The following is a 16,065-nucleotide window of genomic DNA, read 5'->3' as shown; positions in this document are numbered from 1 at the left end:
GGCAAGTTGTTTTTCACGCTTTAACCGAACTGTCTGCACCTGAAACATATTTGACTGTGGCCGCTAACTTCTCGGAGTTCGCGGCCACAGTCGTATCCGAATCAGATGCCGAACGACACCCCGGTCAACTTCTCCGACAGAGTCCACAAGCCCGCGGCGGTCCTCGTGTCGTGTGACTTCTTGTTCGACCCCACGACCTTCGGATATCCGCGCTGCTCGAACGGACCATCCGGTCCGATGTAACTGCCGCCGAAGGCATCCGGCGCGGTTGCCGCCCACAGCTCTGGGAGCGCACCCATCTCCGCGGACTGCGCGAAGATCTGATTGCCGATTCCCATCAGCTTGTCCTGGATCGACTCGGTGTGCCCTTGCAGGTTCGTCGACGCATATCCCGGATGCGAAGCGAGCGCCTTGAGCGGTGACCCCGACGCTGCAAGCCTGCGCTGAAGTTCGTACGTGAACAACAGATTGGCAAGCTTGGACTGCCCGTAGGCCAACCAGCGGTTGTACTTCCGACGCTCGAAATTGAGATCGTCCAGATCGACGGTCCCGAGCTGATGCAAAGCACTCGACATCGTCACCACTCGGTCGGTGAGCTTGTCCTTCAGCAATCCGGTCAACGCGAAGTGTCCGAGATGGTTTGTGCCGATCTGCATTTCGAATCCGTCGACGGTCCGGCGGAACGGGACCGCCATCACGCCGGCGTTGTTCACCAGGACGTCGACCTTCTCCGTTGCGTCGGCAAAGGCTCGTACCGACGACAGATCCGAGAGATCCAACTTGCGGACAACCGCGTTGGATCCGATCTCTGCGGCTACGGCGTCGGCCTTCGTGGTGTCGCGACAGGCGAGGACGACGTCGGCCCCGGCTTTGCCCAGCGCGCGTGCGACTACCTCACCCAGTCCGCTGTTCGCCCCCGTGACGACAAATGTGCGGCCGGTCTGATCGACTACGTCTTCTGCGGTCCATTTGGTCATGCATTCCAGCGTACGTGCCTTACCCGTCGGTAGGGAGGGCCGATTTTTCGGTCATCGCTTGCGCTTGGCTCGGATCGGCTTTGCTCCTGGCACCGGTGGGGCACCCGCTGCACGTGCCGGGGGCGTGGCCACTGCGGGTGTCGACGACAATTCGGCCTCCTTCTGCTCTGCCGCGATGCGTCCGTACACAAAATGCTGTTGTCCCAACGTCCAGCAGTTGTTGCTCACGAAATAGAGCAGGATCGCGACGGGAGCAAAAGCACCGAAGGCAATCACACCGACCGGAAACACCCACAGAGCAAGCTTGTTCATGATTGCCGTTTGAGGGTTGACGGTTCCGGTGTCCACCTGGCGCGCGATGGACGCCCGCGACGTGAAATGCGTAGCGACGGCGGCAAAAATCATCAGCGGTACAGCAACCAGAATGATGGAGATCCGACTGACGTCGCCGAACGCTTCCAGCTGCGCTGCCGGACTCGAAATCATGGCGGACAACGGCGCGCCGAACAGTTTGGCGTCGAGAAACGACTGCACGTCCGAGGCGCTGAAGAAGTAGTTGGCCGTGTTCGCGTTGTCCGCCACCGACATCGGTTCGGTCGGGCTCAGAAATGGGACGTGGGATGCTGCTCCGGTTCGATTGAATGATCGCAGGACGTGGTAGAGACCAATGAACACCGGCGCCTGGACGAGCATCGGCAGGCATCCGAGTAGTGGACTGTAGTTGTGTTCCTTCTGCAGCTTTGCCATCTCGACAGTAAGTTTCTGCCGGTCACCCGAATACTTCTTCTGCAACGCCTTTATCTGAGGTTGCAGCTTCTGCATCACCAGTTGGGTGCGGACCTGCTTGACGAAGGGTTTGAACAGCAAGGCCTTGAGTGTGAAGACCAGAAATACGACCGACAACGCCCACACGACGCCGTTGTCGGGTGATCCGGAGATCAGTGAGAATACTTTGTGCCAGAACCAGAGGATTCCGGACACGGGGTAGTAGACAAAATCGAGCATGACGAATGAACCTCACCGAGAGGCACGCTCAGGCAATCGAGAGCGCGGAATGGTCGTGGACGCAAGACGTCTGACCGACCTACGACGAGTTCACCCCCGCCGACGGCCGATCTACAGACCGATTCCGGGTGCTCGAGGTTGCGGACGGCCAGGCGCGTCCGGGCTGCTCTGCCTGCGGAAAGCGCCACGCAGGCAGCGTTCGTCATCCGACGGGCCGGCGGCCGAAACCGCGCGTAGTTGGAGAAGTTCGTACTTCGAGGAGGTTGCGAGTGCAGCGACCACGAAGACGGCGATCGCAGTTCCCAGCACCGCGGCGCTACCCGAGGAACCAAGCGGAGGTACTGCGAGAAGGGCGACGAACGGCAACAGAAGCAGCAACAGTGATCGCGTCACTGTTCCCGTACTCCGCTGTTGCATGACTGCGAGAGTACAGAACGACCACCGGATCCAGCTAGACGCTTACCTCGCGGACATGTCCGCGTAGCCATCCATGAGCAGGATCGTGATCGAGCCGACCGTGCCGCCGTCGCAGTCCGACCGCAGCCAACGCGTCGTCGATCGGTCCGTGGGTCCGGCCACGTCTGGATGTCGAAACGTGTGGGTGCTCGCACACCCTGATCGCCGGCAGCCTGGTCACTGCGCAATCCGCATGGTCGAACAAGATGCGAGAGACGGAAACAGAACTGGCGCATTGACATCTCGACCGGCCAGTTCTTCCGTCAGCACCTGGCCGAACAACTCCGCATCGTCGAGCAGCCAATTGTGATTACCGCGAACCTCACGGACCTCGGGATCATGCAAAGCAGCGCAGACAGCATCAAAGCTCGCGCGCGGAATGACACGATCACCGGCGCCCCACAACACGACAACCGGCATCGCGCGGACTGCAATCTCTTCGAGCGCATCGATGAGATCGGCAGTCCGCGCGAGGTTGCCCGTTCGCCACACCGCACCGACGTTGCGAAGCGCGTTGAACGCGAACTCGTCGAGTGGAAACTGTGTGATTCTGTGAGTGTGTGCCGTCTCGGCCGCTTCGACCATCGCCGACCCACACCAGCTCCACCACGGCCGTTCACGAATCGAGCGCTCCTGGCCGCCGCTACTCGACCAGATTCCGCCACCGACCGCGTTCACCAGAACCAAGCGCGAGACTCGGGTGGGGAAATCCCGCGCCACCATTGTCGCCACACCGCCGCCGAACGAATGCCCGACGACGGTCACCGGGCCGGCAACGCCGGCCGCGTCCAGAAACCGCGTCACCCACGCGGCATAACCTTCGAAGGTGCGATCGGCTCGGTCGAGCTCGGCCGTGCCACCAAGGCCTGGAAGCGCAGGCGCGATCACCCGGTATCCCCGGTGAACAACAGCAGCAAGGGCGGATCGATAAGCACGAGGCGACAACCCCCACCCGTGCAGAAAGACCACTGTCTCGCCGTGTCCGCCGACGCCGAAGTCGACAGGTCGAGAATCGACCACGGCTGTGCGCCACTCGATGAATTCATCGGTTCGGCGTGCGTCGACGGTCATGTCAAATCCCAGTTCAGGTGTGGTTTTTCCTCGGATGAAGTATCGAACTCGATATTGCCGTGCACCCTCCGGCGCCGCGACGACCGTGGTACCTACATCGGTACCTACTTCTTCCTTCCGGCGTCACATTTCGCGGAATTCCGCGAAGTGCTGCCACTCGAAAAACAGGTATGCACCCCGTCCAACTGACCGGCGCGAACGCGTCGATGCGAAACCAGGCTGTGTGTCACAAGCCGAAGCCCGATCACGCCCAGCTGAATACCTGCTTCGGGACGCATCGACACGAAGGCAACACGAGAAATGTCGCACCATCGATTCACCAACCCCCGCACGACGAAGAACACACTCGGGAGGGTCATCGTCATCGGCGCTCTGTCATTGACGACCCTCGCCGTGAGTATCGACACCGCAAACGCTCAGGCACCCTTGCTTCCGGACTGGAACATCGCCGGAGTTTCTGCGGTCACGAATCCGGAGAAAGTGTCAGCTTTCGCTTCCTCGGATGGAGGCCGCGCCTTGGCAGCCGCAGAGTCCAAGATCGGCGCCCCGTACGTCTGGGGCGCGACCGGACCGGACTCGTTCGACTGCTCAGGCCTCGTTCAGTGGGCCTATGCACAAGCGGGCGTTTCGATTCCGCGAACTACCTACGACCAGGCGGTCGGCGGATCTCCGGTTTCCCGGGACGACCTCCAGCCGGGTGACGTGGTCCTGTACTACGGCGGGGAACATGTGGGGATCTATGCCGGAGGCGGTCAAGTAGTTCACGCCCCGACGTCTGGGGAGTCGGTCAAACGCGCGCCCGTGGACTCGATGCCGTACTACCTCGCCCGACGTTACTGACATGTATCACGTAAGCCTGATGAAACATCTTGTATTGCAGCGCTATTCGGGACATTCGTCGCGATCCGAATGCTTGACACTCCCCCATTGCGCGGAATGTGATGCCATCCTCTCCCCTGCAAGCGCCGTCTGCACCAGGTGTCGCGGGGCCCGGTTGGACGTAACGCGGTGTTGCGGAGACGGCACTGTCGTGTCCTGGCGAACGGTTCGCGGCGATCCCGCGACTGTCCTCGCCATCGTCGAATTGGACGAGGGCCCGTGGTTGTACACGTTGCTCACGGAATCTCCGCGTGTAGATGCGTCGGGTCCGCTGCGAGTGTCGTTTCAACGGAGGGAAGTGGGTAAGCGTTACCCGGTGTTCTGCCTGTGCTGCGACGACCGGGGGAAACTGCGATCGGACTTCAGTTCCGGTCTGTTGAACCATTGACATCGCGCGAGTCACGCTCCGGCGCAGTCGACACCACCCACGCCGCGATCTGCGCTCTGGAGGTGAAGCCCAATTTCGTCAGCACATGCTCCACATGCCCCTGAGCCGTGCGTACCGAAATGACGAGGCTCTCTGCGATAGCGCGATTCGTGAACCCCTGAGCAACCAGTTCCGCAACTTGCTGCTCACGACGAGTAAGTCGAATCACGTCGATCGACGATGCAGCTTCGGCGGTGCGATGCTCGTCGAGCGCGTATGCCACAGCTTCGCCCTCGGTCATCGCCGTTCCCCGGTGAAAATTCTTGTCGAAAGTACTTTCACCCGAAGCCTTTCGAACAACCTCCATGGCGTTCTCACGGAAACGCGACAATCCCGGGAATCCGGTGAGCGGTTGCCCGATCTTCTGCCAGTACATCGCTGCGGCGCCGAGCAGAATCGCTGCTTGCTTCCAATTACGTTGTGCTGTCGCGGTCCACGCCAACGGTTCGATGCACCACGCCGCATTCATCGAAGATTTGTCAGTCTGCAAACTGCGCGTCAAATACTCACTCGCGCGCTCGAAGTCGCCGCGAAGCCAAGCGATGAGTCCGATAAACCCCAACGCGTGGGCCTGATATGTGACTTCGTGCAGTGGCTCGGTGATCTCGATGCACTCGTCGAAACACTGTACCGACCGCTCCAGTTCACCGGCAAGGATGTATGCAAGACCGAGGGTGTCCAAACTGATGACGACGTATTGCAGATTTTCGTCGAGCCGAAACAACGACACGGCAGTTTCCAATTTCACTGTGGCATTGCCGAATTCTCCTGCGGCCGTGTCGATGTACCCGTCTGCCCAAGCCGCCAGCGCCCGCGAGCGCACATCCCCCAGAGCCTCGGCAAGGCGGTGGCCCTCGTCGATCAATTCGCGCGCGCGAACAACATCGCCCTGCATCGCATGCGCCGCGGCGTCTACGCACAGAACATCCACGCGAAATATGTCAGGCCCAGCGTCTGGGACGCTCAGTGTTCGATCAGCCCAATACCGCAACTGGCCGATCAATCCGTCGGACAACCAGAATCTGTACAACGCGGCGACCATATGAGTCGCAGACCGCGCCTCGCCAGCGGTAGAAATCGAGAATTCCAGCGCGTCGTTCAGATTGTGTTGTTCGCGACCGAGCCTCGCGGCCCATGATTCTTGACCGCAACTGATCCAGTCGGATTCGGCACGGACGACAAGATCTTCAAACCAATTACGCTGTCGGCGAGACAGTTCAAGCTGTTCCCCGGTGGATTCCAGTTTTTCCCGCCCGTACTCCCGGAGCAGGTCGAGGAGATGGTAGCGAACGATACCGTCGATCTCTTCACGAATGAGAATGGATTTCTCGACCAAAGCAGTAATCAGATCAAGCACTTCGTTCGAACCCATATCCTGCCCGCACACACCTTCGGCGGCGTCGAGGTCGAACCCACCCGAAAACACCGACAACCGGCCCCACAACTGTTGTTCGGATGGTGAGCAGAGGTCGTAACTCCAATCGATCGACAATCGCAGCGTCTGTTGACGACTCGGAACGTCGCGTCCACCCGTCGTCAGAAGTCGGTATCGATCCGAGAGCCTGTTCATGATCTGCTCGGCAGACATACCACGCAGGCGAGCTGCCGCCAGTTCGATCGGTAGCGGCAAGCCGTCCAGATCGTGGCAGATACGGGCAACGGTATTCCGGTTCTCTTCGCTCAGTACGAACCCCGGCACCACTGTTGCGGCTCGTTCCGCGAACAACAGAATGGACTCGTACCGGGCCAGTCCGTCGAAAGCGCTCGGCCCCCGAAGTTCCGGAGTCGTGAGGGAGGGAACCCGCATCGTGACCTCGCCACCGACCCCCAGCGATTCGCGGCTGGTCGCCAAAATCTTCACGCCGGCACACCGGCATAAGACGGTCCCGGCAAACCTGGCAACCGAATCCACCAAGTGCTCACAGTTGTCGAGCACCAACAGCAGGCTCCGATCGCTGCAATAGTCGATCAGTGCTTGCAGTGCGCCAGACGAGGAAACCGGCCGCACGCCCAAAGTCGCGGCGATGTGGTCTTCGAGCAGATCCGCATCCGAGAGCTCACCCAGTTCGACCAACCACGCACCGTCTCGGAACACCCGTTGCAACGCTCCCGCAAGTCGGATCGCAAGCCGCGTCTTCCCGACACCACCAACACCGGTCAGTGTCAACAAACGGGACGACTCGAACAATCTTCTGGCGTCGGCCAACTCACGCCGTCGACCGACAAAACTCGTCAGTTCCAACGGCAAGTTGCCGACTACTCGCTGATCGGCATCTGAGCGCACAGCGGGTGCCATGGACCGTCTCGCTTTCTGCGATTCCGCTACGAATCAACGCTACCCCCGCGAACTGCACCCGGAGAAGCACTCACCTCTGCCCGCGTTCTCAGCCTCGGGAGTCGGTCTCCTGCGCGGTCGAGACGAACCACGCCGCGATCTGTGATCTGGAAGTGAATCCCAGTTTTGTCAGCACGTGCTCCACATGCCCCTGAGCCGTGCGCAGCGAGATGACCAAGTGCTCCGCGATTGCACGGTTGGTCAGTCCCTGAGCCACCAATTCGGCGACCTGCTGTTCACGACGGGTCAAGTGAGGTGCGTCGATCGGCGATGCAGCCGGTGCGCTACGACGCTCGTCGAGCGCGTAAGCCACAGCTTCACCTTCGGCCATCTCGAATCCTCTGCGAAATTCCCTCTCGAAAGCATTATCACCCAATGCCTTTCGAGCAGAACTTGCAGCGCTGTCGTGATGGGCTGACAAACTCGAAAGCCCGCTCAGTCGACCCCCGACCCGCTGCCAGAACATCGCTGCGGCACCGAGCAGAACTGCTGCATGCTTCCAATCACGTTGCGCTGCCGCAACCCAAGCCATCGGTTCGACACACCATGCAGAGTTCAACGAGGCGTCGGTGGTCCGCAGACTTCGCGTCAAATGGTCACGAGTGCGCGCGAGGTCGCCCCGAAGCCAATCCACAAGCCCGAGGTTGGCCAACGTCGACGCCTGATACATCACTTCGTGCAGCGGTGCGGTGATCGCGAGGGACTCGTCGAAGCACTCCACAGAACGCTCCAGAGCACCGGTGAAGATGTACGCGAGCCCGAGGGTGCCCAACCCGATCACCTCGTGCTGCAGATTCTCAGCTGATCGGAACAGCGTTACGGCAAGTTCCAACTTCTCGGTGGCAGTGTCGAATTCGCCATTGAACGCGTCGACATATCCGTCAGCCCATCCGGCCAGGCCTCGCGAGCGCACGTCTCCGATGACCTCGGCAAGGCGCCAACTCTCGTCGACCTGTCCGCGTGCGCGAACGAGATCACCCTGCATGCCGTGTGCCACAGCATCGATGCACAGAATTTCCAGGCGATACATGTCCGGCTCTCCATCGGAGGCGCTCAGGGTCCGATCCACCCAGCGCCTCGCCGAACCGATCCGCCCACCGTTGAGCCAGAATCGGTACAACGCCGCGACCATTCGTGTCGCAGACCGTGCCTGACCCGGCGTCGAAATCGAGAACTCCAGCGCTTCGTACACGTTACGCTGCTCACGACTCAGCCACTCGATCCACTCCGCCTGCGCGCTGCTGATCCATTCGGAATCAGCCTGTACAACAAGGGATTCGAACCAATCACGATGCCTTCGACGTAGATCGGAATACTCACCGGCGGACTCCAACTTTTCATGTCCGTACTCCCGGAGAAGATCGAGGAGGTGGTAGCGAACATCCCCGTTGGTTTCCTCACGAATGAGGATGGACTTCTCGACCAACGCGGTGACGAGATCGAGCACATCGGTCGAATTCATATCCTGTCCACACACGCCCTCGGCGGCGTCGAGGTCGAACCCACCCGAAAACACCGACAACCTCCCCCACAACTGTTGTTCGAATGACGAGCAGAGGTCGTAACTCCAATCGATCGACAATCGCAGCGTCTGTTGACGACTCGGAACATCGCGTCCACCCGTTGTCAGAAGTCGGTATCGATCCGAGAGCCTGCTCATGATCTGCTCGGCAGACATACCACGCAGGCGAGCTGCCGCCAGTTCGATCGGTAACGGCAAGCCGTCCAGATCGTGGCAGATACGGGCTACGGCAAGCTTGTTCCCCTCCGTGAGGACAAAGCCTGGAACTACCGTGGCCGCACGCTCGGTGAACAGTGACACGGATTCGTATCGAGCCAGCCCCTCGGGCACTCCCGAGTCATACTGCAGCGGGGTGCTGAGGGAGGGAACCCGCATCGTCGCTTCACCACCCACACCCAACGACTCGCGGCTCGTCGCGAGGATCTTCACACCGGCACATCGACGCAAAATCGCCCCGGTGAACAGCGCAACTGCATCGACCAGATGTTCACAGTTGTCGAGCACCAAGAGCAAACTCCGATCGGCGCAGTAGTCGATCAATGCCTGCAGCGGGTCCGGCGACGAGACTGACCGGACACCAAGAATCACGGCGACATAATCTTCGAGGAGATCAGGATCTGTCTGCTCCCCGAGTTCCACCAACCAGGCACCATCTCGAAACACCCGTTGCAACGCTCCCGCAAGTCGGATCGCGAGCCGTGTCTTGCCCACGCCACCGATCCCGGTCAGTGTCAACAAACGGGACGTCTCGAACAATCTCCTGGCGTCGGCCAACTCGCGCCGGCGACCGACAAAACTTGTCAGCTCCAAGGGCAAGTTACCGACAACTCGCTGGTCGGCTTCTGAGCGCACAGCGGATGCCATCGACCGACTCGCTTTCTGCCATACCACTACACAACAACGCTACGCCCACGATCGGCCTCCTGAGCAGCACTCACTTTCGCTTGTGATCGGATCACTCATGTTCCCCTTCGAGTGCGCGATTCACGACGGCCACACCGGTGTCACGCGGGCGAAACAACGTATTTCTACGCTGGCAGATACACGAAGGGAGAGCGACATGCCGCCGCGCCGTAGATCGGTACTGCTGACGCAACTGGTAATCGATGCTCCCGGTAGTCCACAACAAGCGATCCTCGACGAACTGCGGCGAGTGATTCTGTCCGGCTCGGCACCTCCGGGTACCCCGATTCCTCTGGGCGAGGTGGCTGATGTTTTCGGCGTCAGCCGAATACCAGTGCGGGAATCACTGAAAACCCTGGTCGGAGAATCTTTGGTCGACCACCGACATCAATTCGGCTACACCGTTGCTCAGTTGACGCCGGCGGAATTGCGTGAGATGTACATCGTCCGCGAAACTCTCGAATCAGCTGCGTTGGCCGTCGCGGTCGAGCAGGCCACCGAGGAGGATCACGAACACGCCGTCGAGGTGAACTCCCGTCTGGAGATCGCATTGCGCTACGACGACTCTCAGTCCTATCACTGCGAGAGCCGAAACTTTCACCTCGCGCTGACTCGACCTTCGCACATGCTTCGACTTCTGCACATGTTCGAAGCTGCCTGGAACATCACCGAACCGGTTCAGCCGATGGTCCATGTTGCCGGCATCGATCGCCAGGTTCTGCACTCGGATCACACCGCGATGCTGGACGCATTCCTGCACCGGGACGCAGCCGCCCTTCTGAGTGCGTCCGAAATCCATCATCGCCGACTCAATACCGTGATCGCGACTCTGCCCACAAACACCGGTCTACTGTCCGAAAAAGATATACCGATCGCGCAATAACTGTGCAACACAGCGTCGATACCTTTCTCTCGACACGGTTTTCATCACTGACGCTGAGAGCTTGTGCTCTGTCCGCTGATTTCCTGCACTGATGCACGGGAGCTGTCATGACCGACATTCTTCCCTCTCGAACGACCTCTACACCTACTCCCGCAATGGAAACCGGCCCAGGTGACCTGGTCGAAGCTGCGGGTCACCCGGTCGGCAGCGGACTGATCAAGCCCGGCTACGACCCACGTTTGACCAATGAGGATCTGGCGCCGCTTCGCAAGCAGACCTGGTCGTCGTACAACATCTTCGCCTTCTGGATGTCCGACGTACACAGCGTCGGTGGATATGTCACCGCCGGTAGCCTTTTCGCACTGGGGTTGGCCAGCTGGCAAGTACTCGTCGCTTTGCTGCTCGGTATCACGATCGTCTACTTCTTCTGCAATCTCGTCGCCAAACCGAGCCAGGCCACAGGCGTGCCGTATCCGGTGATCTGCCGCAGCGTGTTCGGAGTTCTCGGCGCGAACATCCCGGCAATAATCCGTGGCCTGATTGCCGTGGCTTGGTACGGGATTCAAACCTTCCTCGCTTCGGCAGCGCTCGATGTAGTACTGATCAAACTCTTTCCGTCACTCGCGCCCTATGCCGTCGTCGAAGACTACGGATTCGCCGGACTCTCCGCTCTCGGGTGGGGAAGTTTCATGCTGCTGTGGGTATTGCAGGCCTGCGTGTTCTGGCGAGGCATGGAGTCGATCCGTCGGTTCATCGACTTCTGCGGGCCGGCAGTGTATGTCGTGATGTTCATGCTGTGCGGCTACCTCATCTACCAGGCAGGCTGGAGCGCAATCGATCTCACGCTCGGCGACGTCAAGTACTCAGGGTTCGACGCCGTCCCCGTCATGCTCGGTGCTATCGCTCTGGTTGTCTCGTACTTCTCCGGACCGATGCTCAACTTCGGCGACTTCTCCCGCTACGGGAAGTCGTTCGCTGCAGTCAAGAAGGGCAACTTCCTCGGTTTGCCGGTCAACTTCCTCGTGTTCTCGGTGCTGGTTGTCGTCACGGCATCGTTGACACTGCCGGTGTACGGCGAACTGATCACCGATCCAGTTGCAACCGTGGCACGAATCGACAGCACCTTCGCCATCGTCCTCGGCGCACTCACCTTCACCATCGCCACGATCGGCATCAACATCGTCGCCAACTTCATCTCCCCTGCCTTCGACTTCTCCAACGTCAGCCCACAGAAGATCAGCTGGCGTGCCGGCGGAATGATCGCAGCGATCGGCTCGATCCTCATCACCCCGTGGAACCTCTACAACAATCCGGACGTCATCCACTACACGCTCGAAACCCTTGGAGCGTTCATCGGTCCGCTGTTCGGAATCCTGATCGCCGACTACTACCTCGTGCGCAAGCAGAAGGTGATCGTGGACGAACTGTTCAGCATGTCACCTACCGGAACCTACTGGTACAGAAAGGGATACAACCCGGCCGCAGTGATCGCAACCATCGTGGGAGCAGTCGTCGCGATGGTCCCGGTGCTGGCCAAAGATCTCACCGGGATGTACACGGCAGCACAGTACAGCTGGTTCATCGGTTGCGGACTCGGATTTGCCGTCTACTACTTGCTCGCCACGCGTACCCCCCTGGCTGTCCGTAATGCTTCCTCCGCGGAAACCGCGACGGTCGACTGAACGTCATGAGAATCAAGGTGATCAACCCCAACACCACGTGGGCCATGACCGCCAAGATCGAGGAATGTGCCAGAGCCATCGCCGGTCCGGGCACATTCGTCGAGGCTGTCAGCCCTGTCATGGGACCCGCGTCGATCGAAAGCCACTACGACGAAGCTCTCAGCGTCCCAGGGATTCTCGCCGAGGTCGCGTCCGGCGAGAAGGACGGTGTCGACGGATACGTCATCGCCTGCTTCGGGGATCCAGGTCTGGACGCAGCCCGCGAACTGGCCAGGGGTCCAGTGGTTGCGATCGCCGAGGCGGCGATGAACTACGCCGGCTTTCTGGGCCGTGGATTCAGCGTTGTGACCACCCTCGGCCGAACCCGTGGCCGCGCTGCCGACCTGGTGGGCCGTTACGGGATGCAGGCCCGCTGCCGGGGTATCCACTCCTGCGAGATTCCGGTTCTCGAACTCGATCGTGATCCCGATGCGCGAAAAGTGATCCTGGAAGCCTGCTTCGACGCATTGGAACGAGACGACTCGGACGTCCTCGTTCTGGGTTGTGCAGGTATGGCGGACCTCTGCCAGGAACTGTCTGCCGAACTGGGGGTGCCGGTAGTGGACGGCGTTGCCGCTGCCGTCACGATGGTTCAATCCTTGATCACGCTTGGTTTGTCGACCAGTACGCGCGGTGAGTTCTCGCGGCCACTTCCCAAGAACTACGCCGGCACCTTGGCGCCGTTCTCGTTGTGAACCCGCCCGAGCGACAATCGAGCGATGATCATTGCCAGAGAGAGAGCAGCGAACAAGACTCCGGCCCAGACCAATTGCCGTGTTCCGAGATGCGAGAGAAACAGGCCGCCTGTCGCTGTTCCGAGCGTGATCCCCAGATTGGAGAACGAAATGAACAGGCTGTTACCGAACTCGGGTGCATCAACCGAATCTCGTCCCATCCAACTCTGCGAAACGACCAGTCCACCGGAATGCACCATGCCCCAAACCAACACGGCAACAGTCATCGCGGCAAAGTACGGCCCCACCAGATAGATCACGACGTACACGACGATGTAGAGCAACGGGAAAGCCACCACCGTTCGCACCACATTCTTTCCGAGCATCGCGCCGAAAACGAAGTTCCCGAAGATCATCACGACACCGAAAGCCAAGAGCATCGCGCTGATCCACGATCCGCTCATTCCGGTCACCCCGCCGAGATATTCGGCGAAGTATCCGTACACCGAGAACATGGCTGCGAAGACGAACGTGACGGAAAGAATGGTCAACCACACCCGGGGCCGTCGAAGTATTCCGACCTGCGCGCCGTAGGAAATGCGTTGTGCCACCGGGATCGAGGGCAGAAGTGTCAGAATTCCGAAAAACGCGAGGACATTGACCACGGCGCCGAAAACGAAAGCTGTCGACACCGTGAAATTCTCGGCCAGATACGACGTCAACGGCACACCGAACGCAAATCCGACGGTGACACCGGCAAACACCTTCGTGACCGCAGTAGTTGCCTCCTCTGGTGGCACCAGACGAACCGCACTCGCGAGCGCGAGAGCGAAGAAGACCGGATGAACGACGGCGGGGATGATCCGGAAAGCAAACATCACCTCGAAACTCGACGTTGTCGCATACACCAGATTGGAAACCGCGAAGACTGCAATCGCCACCAGCAGAACGGTTTTCCTGTTGATTCCCGAAGTGAAAAGCGTCGTGAACGGACCGGTCACCGCCACGACGAGCGCAAACACACCGACCAACCATCCTGCATCGGACGCGGTGATGCCGAACTTGTCGCTGACCTGGGGCAGAACTCCGATAATCCCCATTTCGGTGGTGATGATTCCGAATACGCCCAATGCCAGAACGGGAATCAATAATTTCGACTTCACAACACACTCCTCTTACTGCGCCACACGGGACGCGAAACAGATATATATCTAGATATGTAGATATGATGACGCACATCGTCGCGAAAAAACCGACTGTCACAGTTCTTCGCGAACGAATTCCCTGAACTCGGCGATCACGGCTTCATTCCGCCGGTAGTACGTCCACTTCCCGATACGTTCGGACTCGAGCAGGCCCACATCCTTCATGCCCTGCAGATACCCCGAGATCACCGACTGTGCGAGCCCCGATCGCGACGCAATGTCACCGACACAGACTCCGATGTGAAAACCGAGATCCTGTTGCGTGTACGAGTCTTCGTCGAAGTACTTCGCCGGATGCGCAAGCCACTCCATGATCTGCAGGCGAGTCTGGTTCGACAGGGACTTGAAGATCGCCAAAGCGTCCATCGATCACACCTCACCCTTCGCCGACCGGAACGCATCTACTTTTATAGATACGACCGGCTAAGTCAAGCCTGCACGGCACGGGAAAGGTTGTGCATCACACTTCTACGCGTGAAGTGAGCTGTGCCACTTGGTTTTCAGCGACCTGCGGAAACATACACCCCGACTTTCTATCTGTGACGACTTGTTTATAGTTATCGCCAACAACGAATTGTCGGAACTTTCCGGTTCACCTCAGAACGTCCGTGGGTGAACACAATTCGCTCAACATCAGCCGTACCCGGCTTGTCATTCGGGAGTCGAACCATGAGCACACCACATCAGTTCGGGCTCGATCTCCGATGGTGATGTCGAGGCTCGCCAAATGGCAGCTGATCGCTCTCGTCGCCGTCGCGCTACTCGGGTTGATCTACGTCGGTGCGAAATATGTACGGCTGGACAATCTTCTGGGATTCGGCCAGTACACGGTCAAGACCGAACTGGCGACGTCCGGCGGCATCTTCACCAATGCCGAAGTGACCTACCGCGGTGTACCCGTCGGACGCGTCGGCGACATGTCCCTCACGTCCGAGGGAATCGAAGTCGACCTGTTGATCGACAGCAGTGCTCCCCCGATCCCCGCATCAGCGCGAGCCGTCGTGGCCAATCGCTCTGCCATCGGCGAGCAGTACGTCGACCTGCAGCCCGATACCGACCAGGGTCCGTTCCTCGACGACGGCTCGGTGATCGCCGTGGGCGACACCACCACGCCGATCCCGATCGAGAACGTCTTGACCAGCGCCGACGGTTTGGTGCGGTCCGTTCCCGTCGACGCACTGCATACGGTCGCGAAGGAACTCGGCGCGGCATTCAACGGCAAAGGCGAAGATCTGCAGGTACTTGCCGACTCGCTGTCGGGGATTTCCCAGTCGGGCCTCGATACCCTTCCCCAGACCCTCGGACTGATCCGCGACAGCCAGACGGTGCTCACGACCCAGTCCGATCAATCGTCGGCGATCAAGCAGTTCAGCACCGACCTCGACGCACTGACCGCGCAGTTGCGCACCAGCGACCCCGACATCCGACGCGTGATCGACAACGGCATACCGGCCAGCGACCAAGTCGGCGCACTCGTCACCGAAGCCGGCCCCGCACTCACCACCAACCTCTCCAACCTCGCCGCCGTTGCAGCTGCGGCTGCACCGACATTGCCTTCCCTGCAGCCATTCCTACTCTTTCTCCCTGCGCTCGCCGGGGCGGCGCCCACCGTTGCGCCGGGAGACGGGACTGTTCATCTGGGCTTGGTACTCGAGACCAACAACCCACTCTCGTGCACTGTCGGCTACGAAGGAACCATGGCGATTCTCGACGAGATGAAGCGCAAAGACCCGAACTTCGACGACACCACGCAGAACTTCCCGTTGAACACTGCCGCCAACTGCCAGGCGCCTCAGGGCAGCGAAACGGGAGTTCGTAGCGCCAACCGCATCGCCTTCGCCGACCCGAACACCTCGCAACCGTGGGACAGCAAGCCCAAGGTGGACCCGGACAGGCTCAACCTGAACCCGATTGCCACTCAACTCGCACCGATGCTCGGCGCCACCCCGAAGTAGCGGTAAACAAGTGGCACCTTCGACTCTCCGCGACGATGATGATGTGATGTCG

Annotated in this window: 13 protein-coding genes; 5 read left to right on the top strand and 8 right to left on the bottom strand. The window is 59.9% G+C overall.

All coding sequences use genetic code 11. From position 1 onward, the window contains the following. Positions 1 to 101: 101 nt before the first annotated feature. From ACFQ6H_RS24050 to ACFQ6H_RS24035, 4 genes are all read right to left on the bottom strand, one after another. Positions 102 to 977, bottom strand: a complete 876-nt coding sequence (locus tag ACFQ6H_RS24050) for an oxidoreductase (RefSeq protein ID WP_378446142.1) — start codon at positions 975 to 977, stop codon at positions 102 to 104. Between the two features lie 51 nt (positions 978 to 1,028). Then, positions 1,029 to 1,982: a membrane protein insertase YidC gene (yidC, locus tag ACFQ6H_RS24045; RefSeq protein WP_378532095.1), complete on the bottom strand. Its 954-nt coding sequence runs from the start codon at positions 1,980 to 1,982 to the stop codon at positions 1,029 to 1,031. A gap of 111 nt (positions 1,983 to 2,093) precedes the next feature. After that, positions 2,094 to 2,399: a DUF6412 domain-containing protein gene (locus ACFQ6H_RS24040; protein WP_378649038.1), complete on the bottom strand. Its 306-nt coding sequence runs from the start codon at positions 2,397 to 2,399 to the stop codon at positions 2,094 to 2,096. Positions 2,400 to 2,615: 216 nt separating this feature from the next. Further along, positions 2,616 to 3,509, bottom strand: a complete 894-nt coding sequence (locus ACFQ6H_RS24035; protein WP_378649036.1) for an alpha/beta fold hydrolase — start codon at positions 3,507 to 3,509, stop codon at positions 2,616 to 2,618. 300 nt (positions 3,510 to 3,809) lie between these two features. On the opposite strand from ACFQ6H_RS24035, the gene ACFQ6H_RS24030 reads away from it, so the two are divergent. Next, entirely contained in the window at positions 3,810 to 4,349 is a 540-nt protein-coding gene (locus ACFQ6H_RS24030) for a C40 family peptidase (RefSeq protein WP_378532089.1), read from the top strand. 401 nt (positions 4,350 to 4,750) lie between these two features. Here ACFQ6H_RS24030 and ACFQ6H_RS24025 read toward each other — a convergent pair whose 3' ends face one another. Both ACFQ6H_RS24025 and ACFQ6H_RS24020 read right to left on the bottom strand, forming a co-directional pair. Further along, the gene (locus ACFQ6H_RS24025; RefSeq protein WP_378649034.1) at positions 4,751 to 7,111 is read right to left on the bottom strand and encodes an ATP-binding protein; all 2,361 of its coding nucleotides are present in this window, start codon (positions 7,109 to 7,111) and stop codon (positions 4,751 to 4,753) included. Positions 7,112 to 7,199: 88 nt separating this feature from the next. Then, on the bottom strand, positions 7,200 to 9,536 hold the full coding sequence (locus ACFQ6H_RS24020) for an ATP-binding protein (RefSeq protein ID WP_378649032.1): 2,337 nt from the start codon (positions 9,534 to 9,536) through the stop codon (positions 7,200 to 7,202). Between the two features lie 196 nt (positions 9,537 to 9,732). Here ACFQ6H_RS24020 and ACFQ6H_RS24015 point away from each other — a divergent pair, with 196 nt between their 5' ends. The 3 genes from ACFQ6H_RS24015 to ACFQ6H_RS24005 all read left to right on the top strand — a co-directional run bounded on the left by ACFQ6H_RS24015 (position 9,733) and on the right by ACFQ6H_RS24005 (position 12,874). Then, positions 9,733 to 10,458: a GntR family transcriptional regulator gene (locus ACFQ6H_RS24015; protein WP_378631453.1), complete on the top strand. Its 726-nt coding sequence runs from the start codon at positions 9,733 to 9,735 to the stop codon at positions 10,456 to 10,458. A 107-nt stretch (positions 10,459 to 10,565) separates the two neighbouring features. Continuing rightward, positions 10,566 to 12,140, top strand: a complete 1,575-nt coding sequence (locus tag ACFQ6H_RS24010) for an NCS1 family nucleobase:cation symporter-1 (RefSeq protein ID WP_378649030.1) — start codon at positions 10,566 to 10,568, stop codon at positions 12,138 to 12,140. A gap of 5 nt (positions 12,141 to 12,145) precedes the next feature. Then, positions 12,146 to 12,874 (top strand): aspartate/glutamate racemase family protein, encoded by a 729-nt coding sequence (locus tag ACFQ6H_RS24005; RefSeq protein WP_378649029.1) that lies wholly within the window; start codon positions 12,146 to 12,148, stop codon positions 12,872 to 12,874. Here ACFQ6H_RS24005 and ACFQ6H_RS24000 read toward each other — a convergent pair. Continuing rightward, positions 12,841 to 14,016 (bottom strand): MFS transporter, encoded by a 1,176-nt coding sequence (locus ACFQ6H_RS24000; protein ID WP_378649027.1) that lies wholly within the window; start codon positions 14,014 to 14,016, stop codon positions 12,841 to 12,843. The two genes, ACFQ6H_RS24005 and ACFQ6H_RS24000, sit on opposite strands and share 34 nt — an antisense overlap. A 96-nt stretch (positions 14,017 to 14,112) precedes the next feature. Continuing rightward, positions 14,113 to 14,424 carry an ArsR/SmtB family transcription factor gene (locus ACFQ6H_RS23995; RefSeq protein ID WP_378532074.1) on the bottom strand — a complete coding sequence of 104 codons (312 nt, stop codon included), beginning with the start codon at positions 14,422 to 14,424 and terminating at the stop codon, positions 14,113 to 14,115. Between the two features lie 338 nt (positions 14,425 to 14,762). Between ACFQ6H_RS23995 and ACFQ6H_RS23990 the strand changes: the two genes are divergently transcribed. Further along, positions 14,763 to 16,013, top strand: a complete 1,251-nt coding sequence (locus ACFQ6H_RS23990) for an MCE family protein (RefSeq protein WP_378649025.1) — start codon at positions 14,763 to 14,765, stop codon at positions 16,011 to 16,013. Positions 16,014 to 16,065 lie beyond the last annotated feature (52 nt).

The organism is Rhodococcus sp. NPDC056506 (assembly GCF_042794945.1).
Lineage (GTDB): Bacteria > Actinomycetota > Actinomycetes > Mycobacteriales > Mycobacteriaceae > Rhodococcus_F.
Note: the sequence above shows the minus strand (reverse complement) of the source record. Positions and strands in the feature narration are given on the sequence as shown.

Bases quoted from the DNA above. Each gene is read 5' to 3' on its own strand.
- ACFQ6H_RS23995 (WP_378532074.1), bottom strand. From the start codon at position 14,424: ATGGACGCTTTGGCGATCTTCAAGTCCCTGTCGAACCAGACTCGCCTG.
- ACFQ6H_RS24005 (WP_378649029.1), top strand. From the start codon at position 12,146: ATGAGAATCAAGGTGATCAACCCCAACACCACGTGGGCCATGACCGCC.
- ACFQ6H_RS24035 (WP_378649036.1), bottom strand. From the start codon at position 3,509: ATGACCGTCGACGCACGCCGAACCGATGAATTCATCGAGTGGCGCACA.
- ACFQ6H_RS24020 (WP_378649032.1), bottom strand. From the start codon at position 9,536: ATGGCATCCGCTGTGCGCTCAGAAGCCGACCAGCGAGTTGTCGGTAAC.
- ACFQ6H_RS24025 (WP_378649034.1), bottom strand. From the start codon at position 7,111: ATGGCACCCGCTGTGCGCTCAGATGCCGATCAGCGAGTAGTCGGCAAC.
- ACFQ6H_RS24015 (WP_378631453.1), top strand. From the start codon at position 9,733: ATGCCGCCGCGCCGTAGATCGGTACTGCTGACGCAACTGGTAATCGAT.
- ACFQ6H_RS24010 (WP_378649030.1), top strand. From the start codon at position 10,566: ATGACCGACATTCTTCCCTCTCGAACGACCTCTACACCTACTCCCGCA.
- ACFQ6H_RS24030 (WP_378532089.1), top strand. From the start codon at position 3,810: ATGTCGCACCATCGATTCACCAACCCCCGCACGACGAAGAACACACTC.
- ACFQ6H_RS24040 (WP_378649038.1), bottom strand. From the start codon at position 2,399: ATGCAACAGCGGAGTACGGGAACAGTGACGCGATCACTGTTGCTGCTT.
- yidC (WP_378532095.1), bottom strand. From the start codon at position 1,982: ATGCTCGATTTTGTCTACTACCCCGTGTCCGGAATCCTCTGGTTCTGG.
- ACFQ6H_RS24050 (WP_378446142.1), bottom strand. From the start codon at position 977: ATGACCAAATGGACCGCAGAAGACGTAGTCGATCAGACCGGCCGCACA.
- ACFQ6H_RS23990 (WP_378649025.1), top strand. From the start codon at position 14,763: ATGGTGATGTCGAGGCTCGCCAAATGGCAGCTGATCGCTCTCGTCGCC.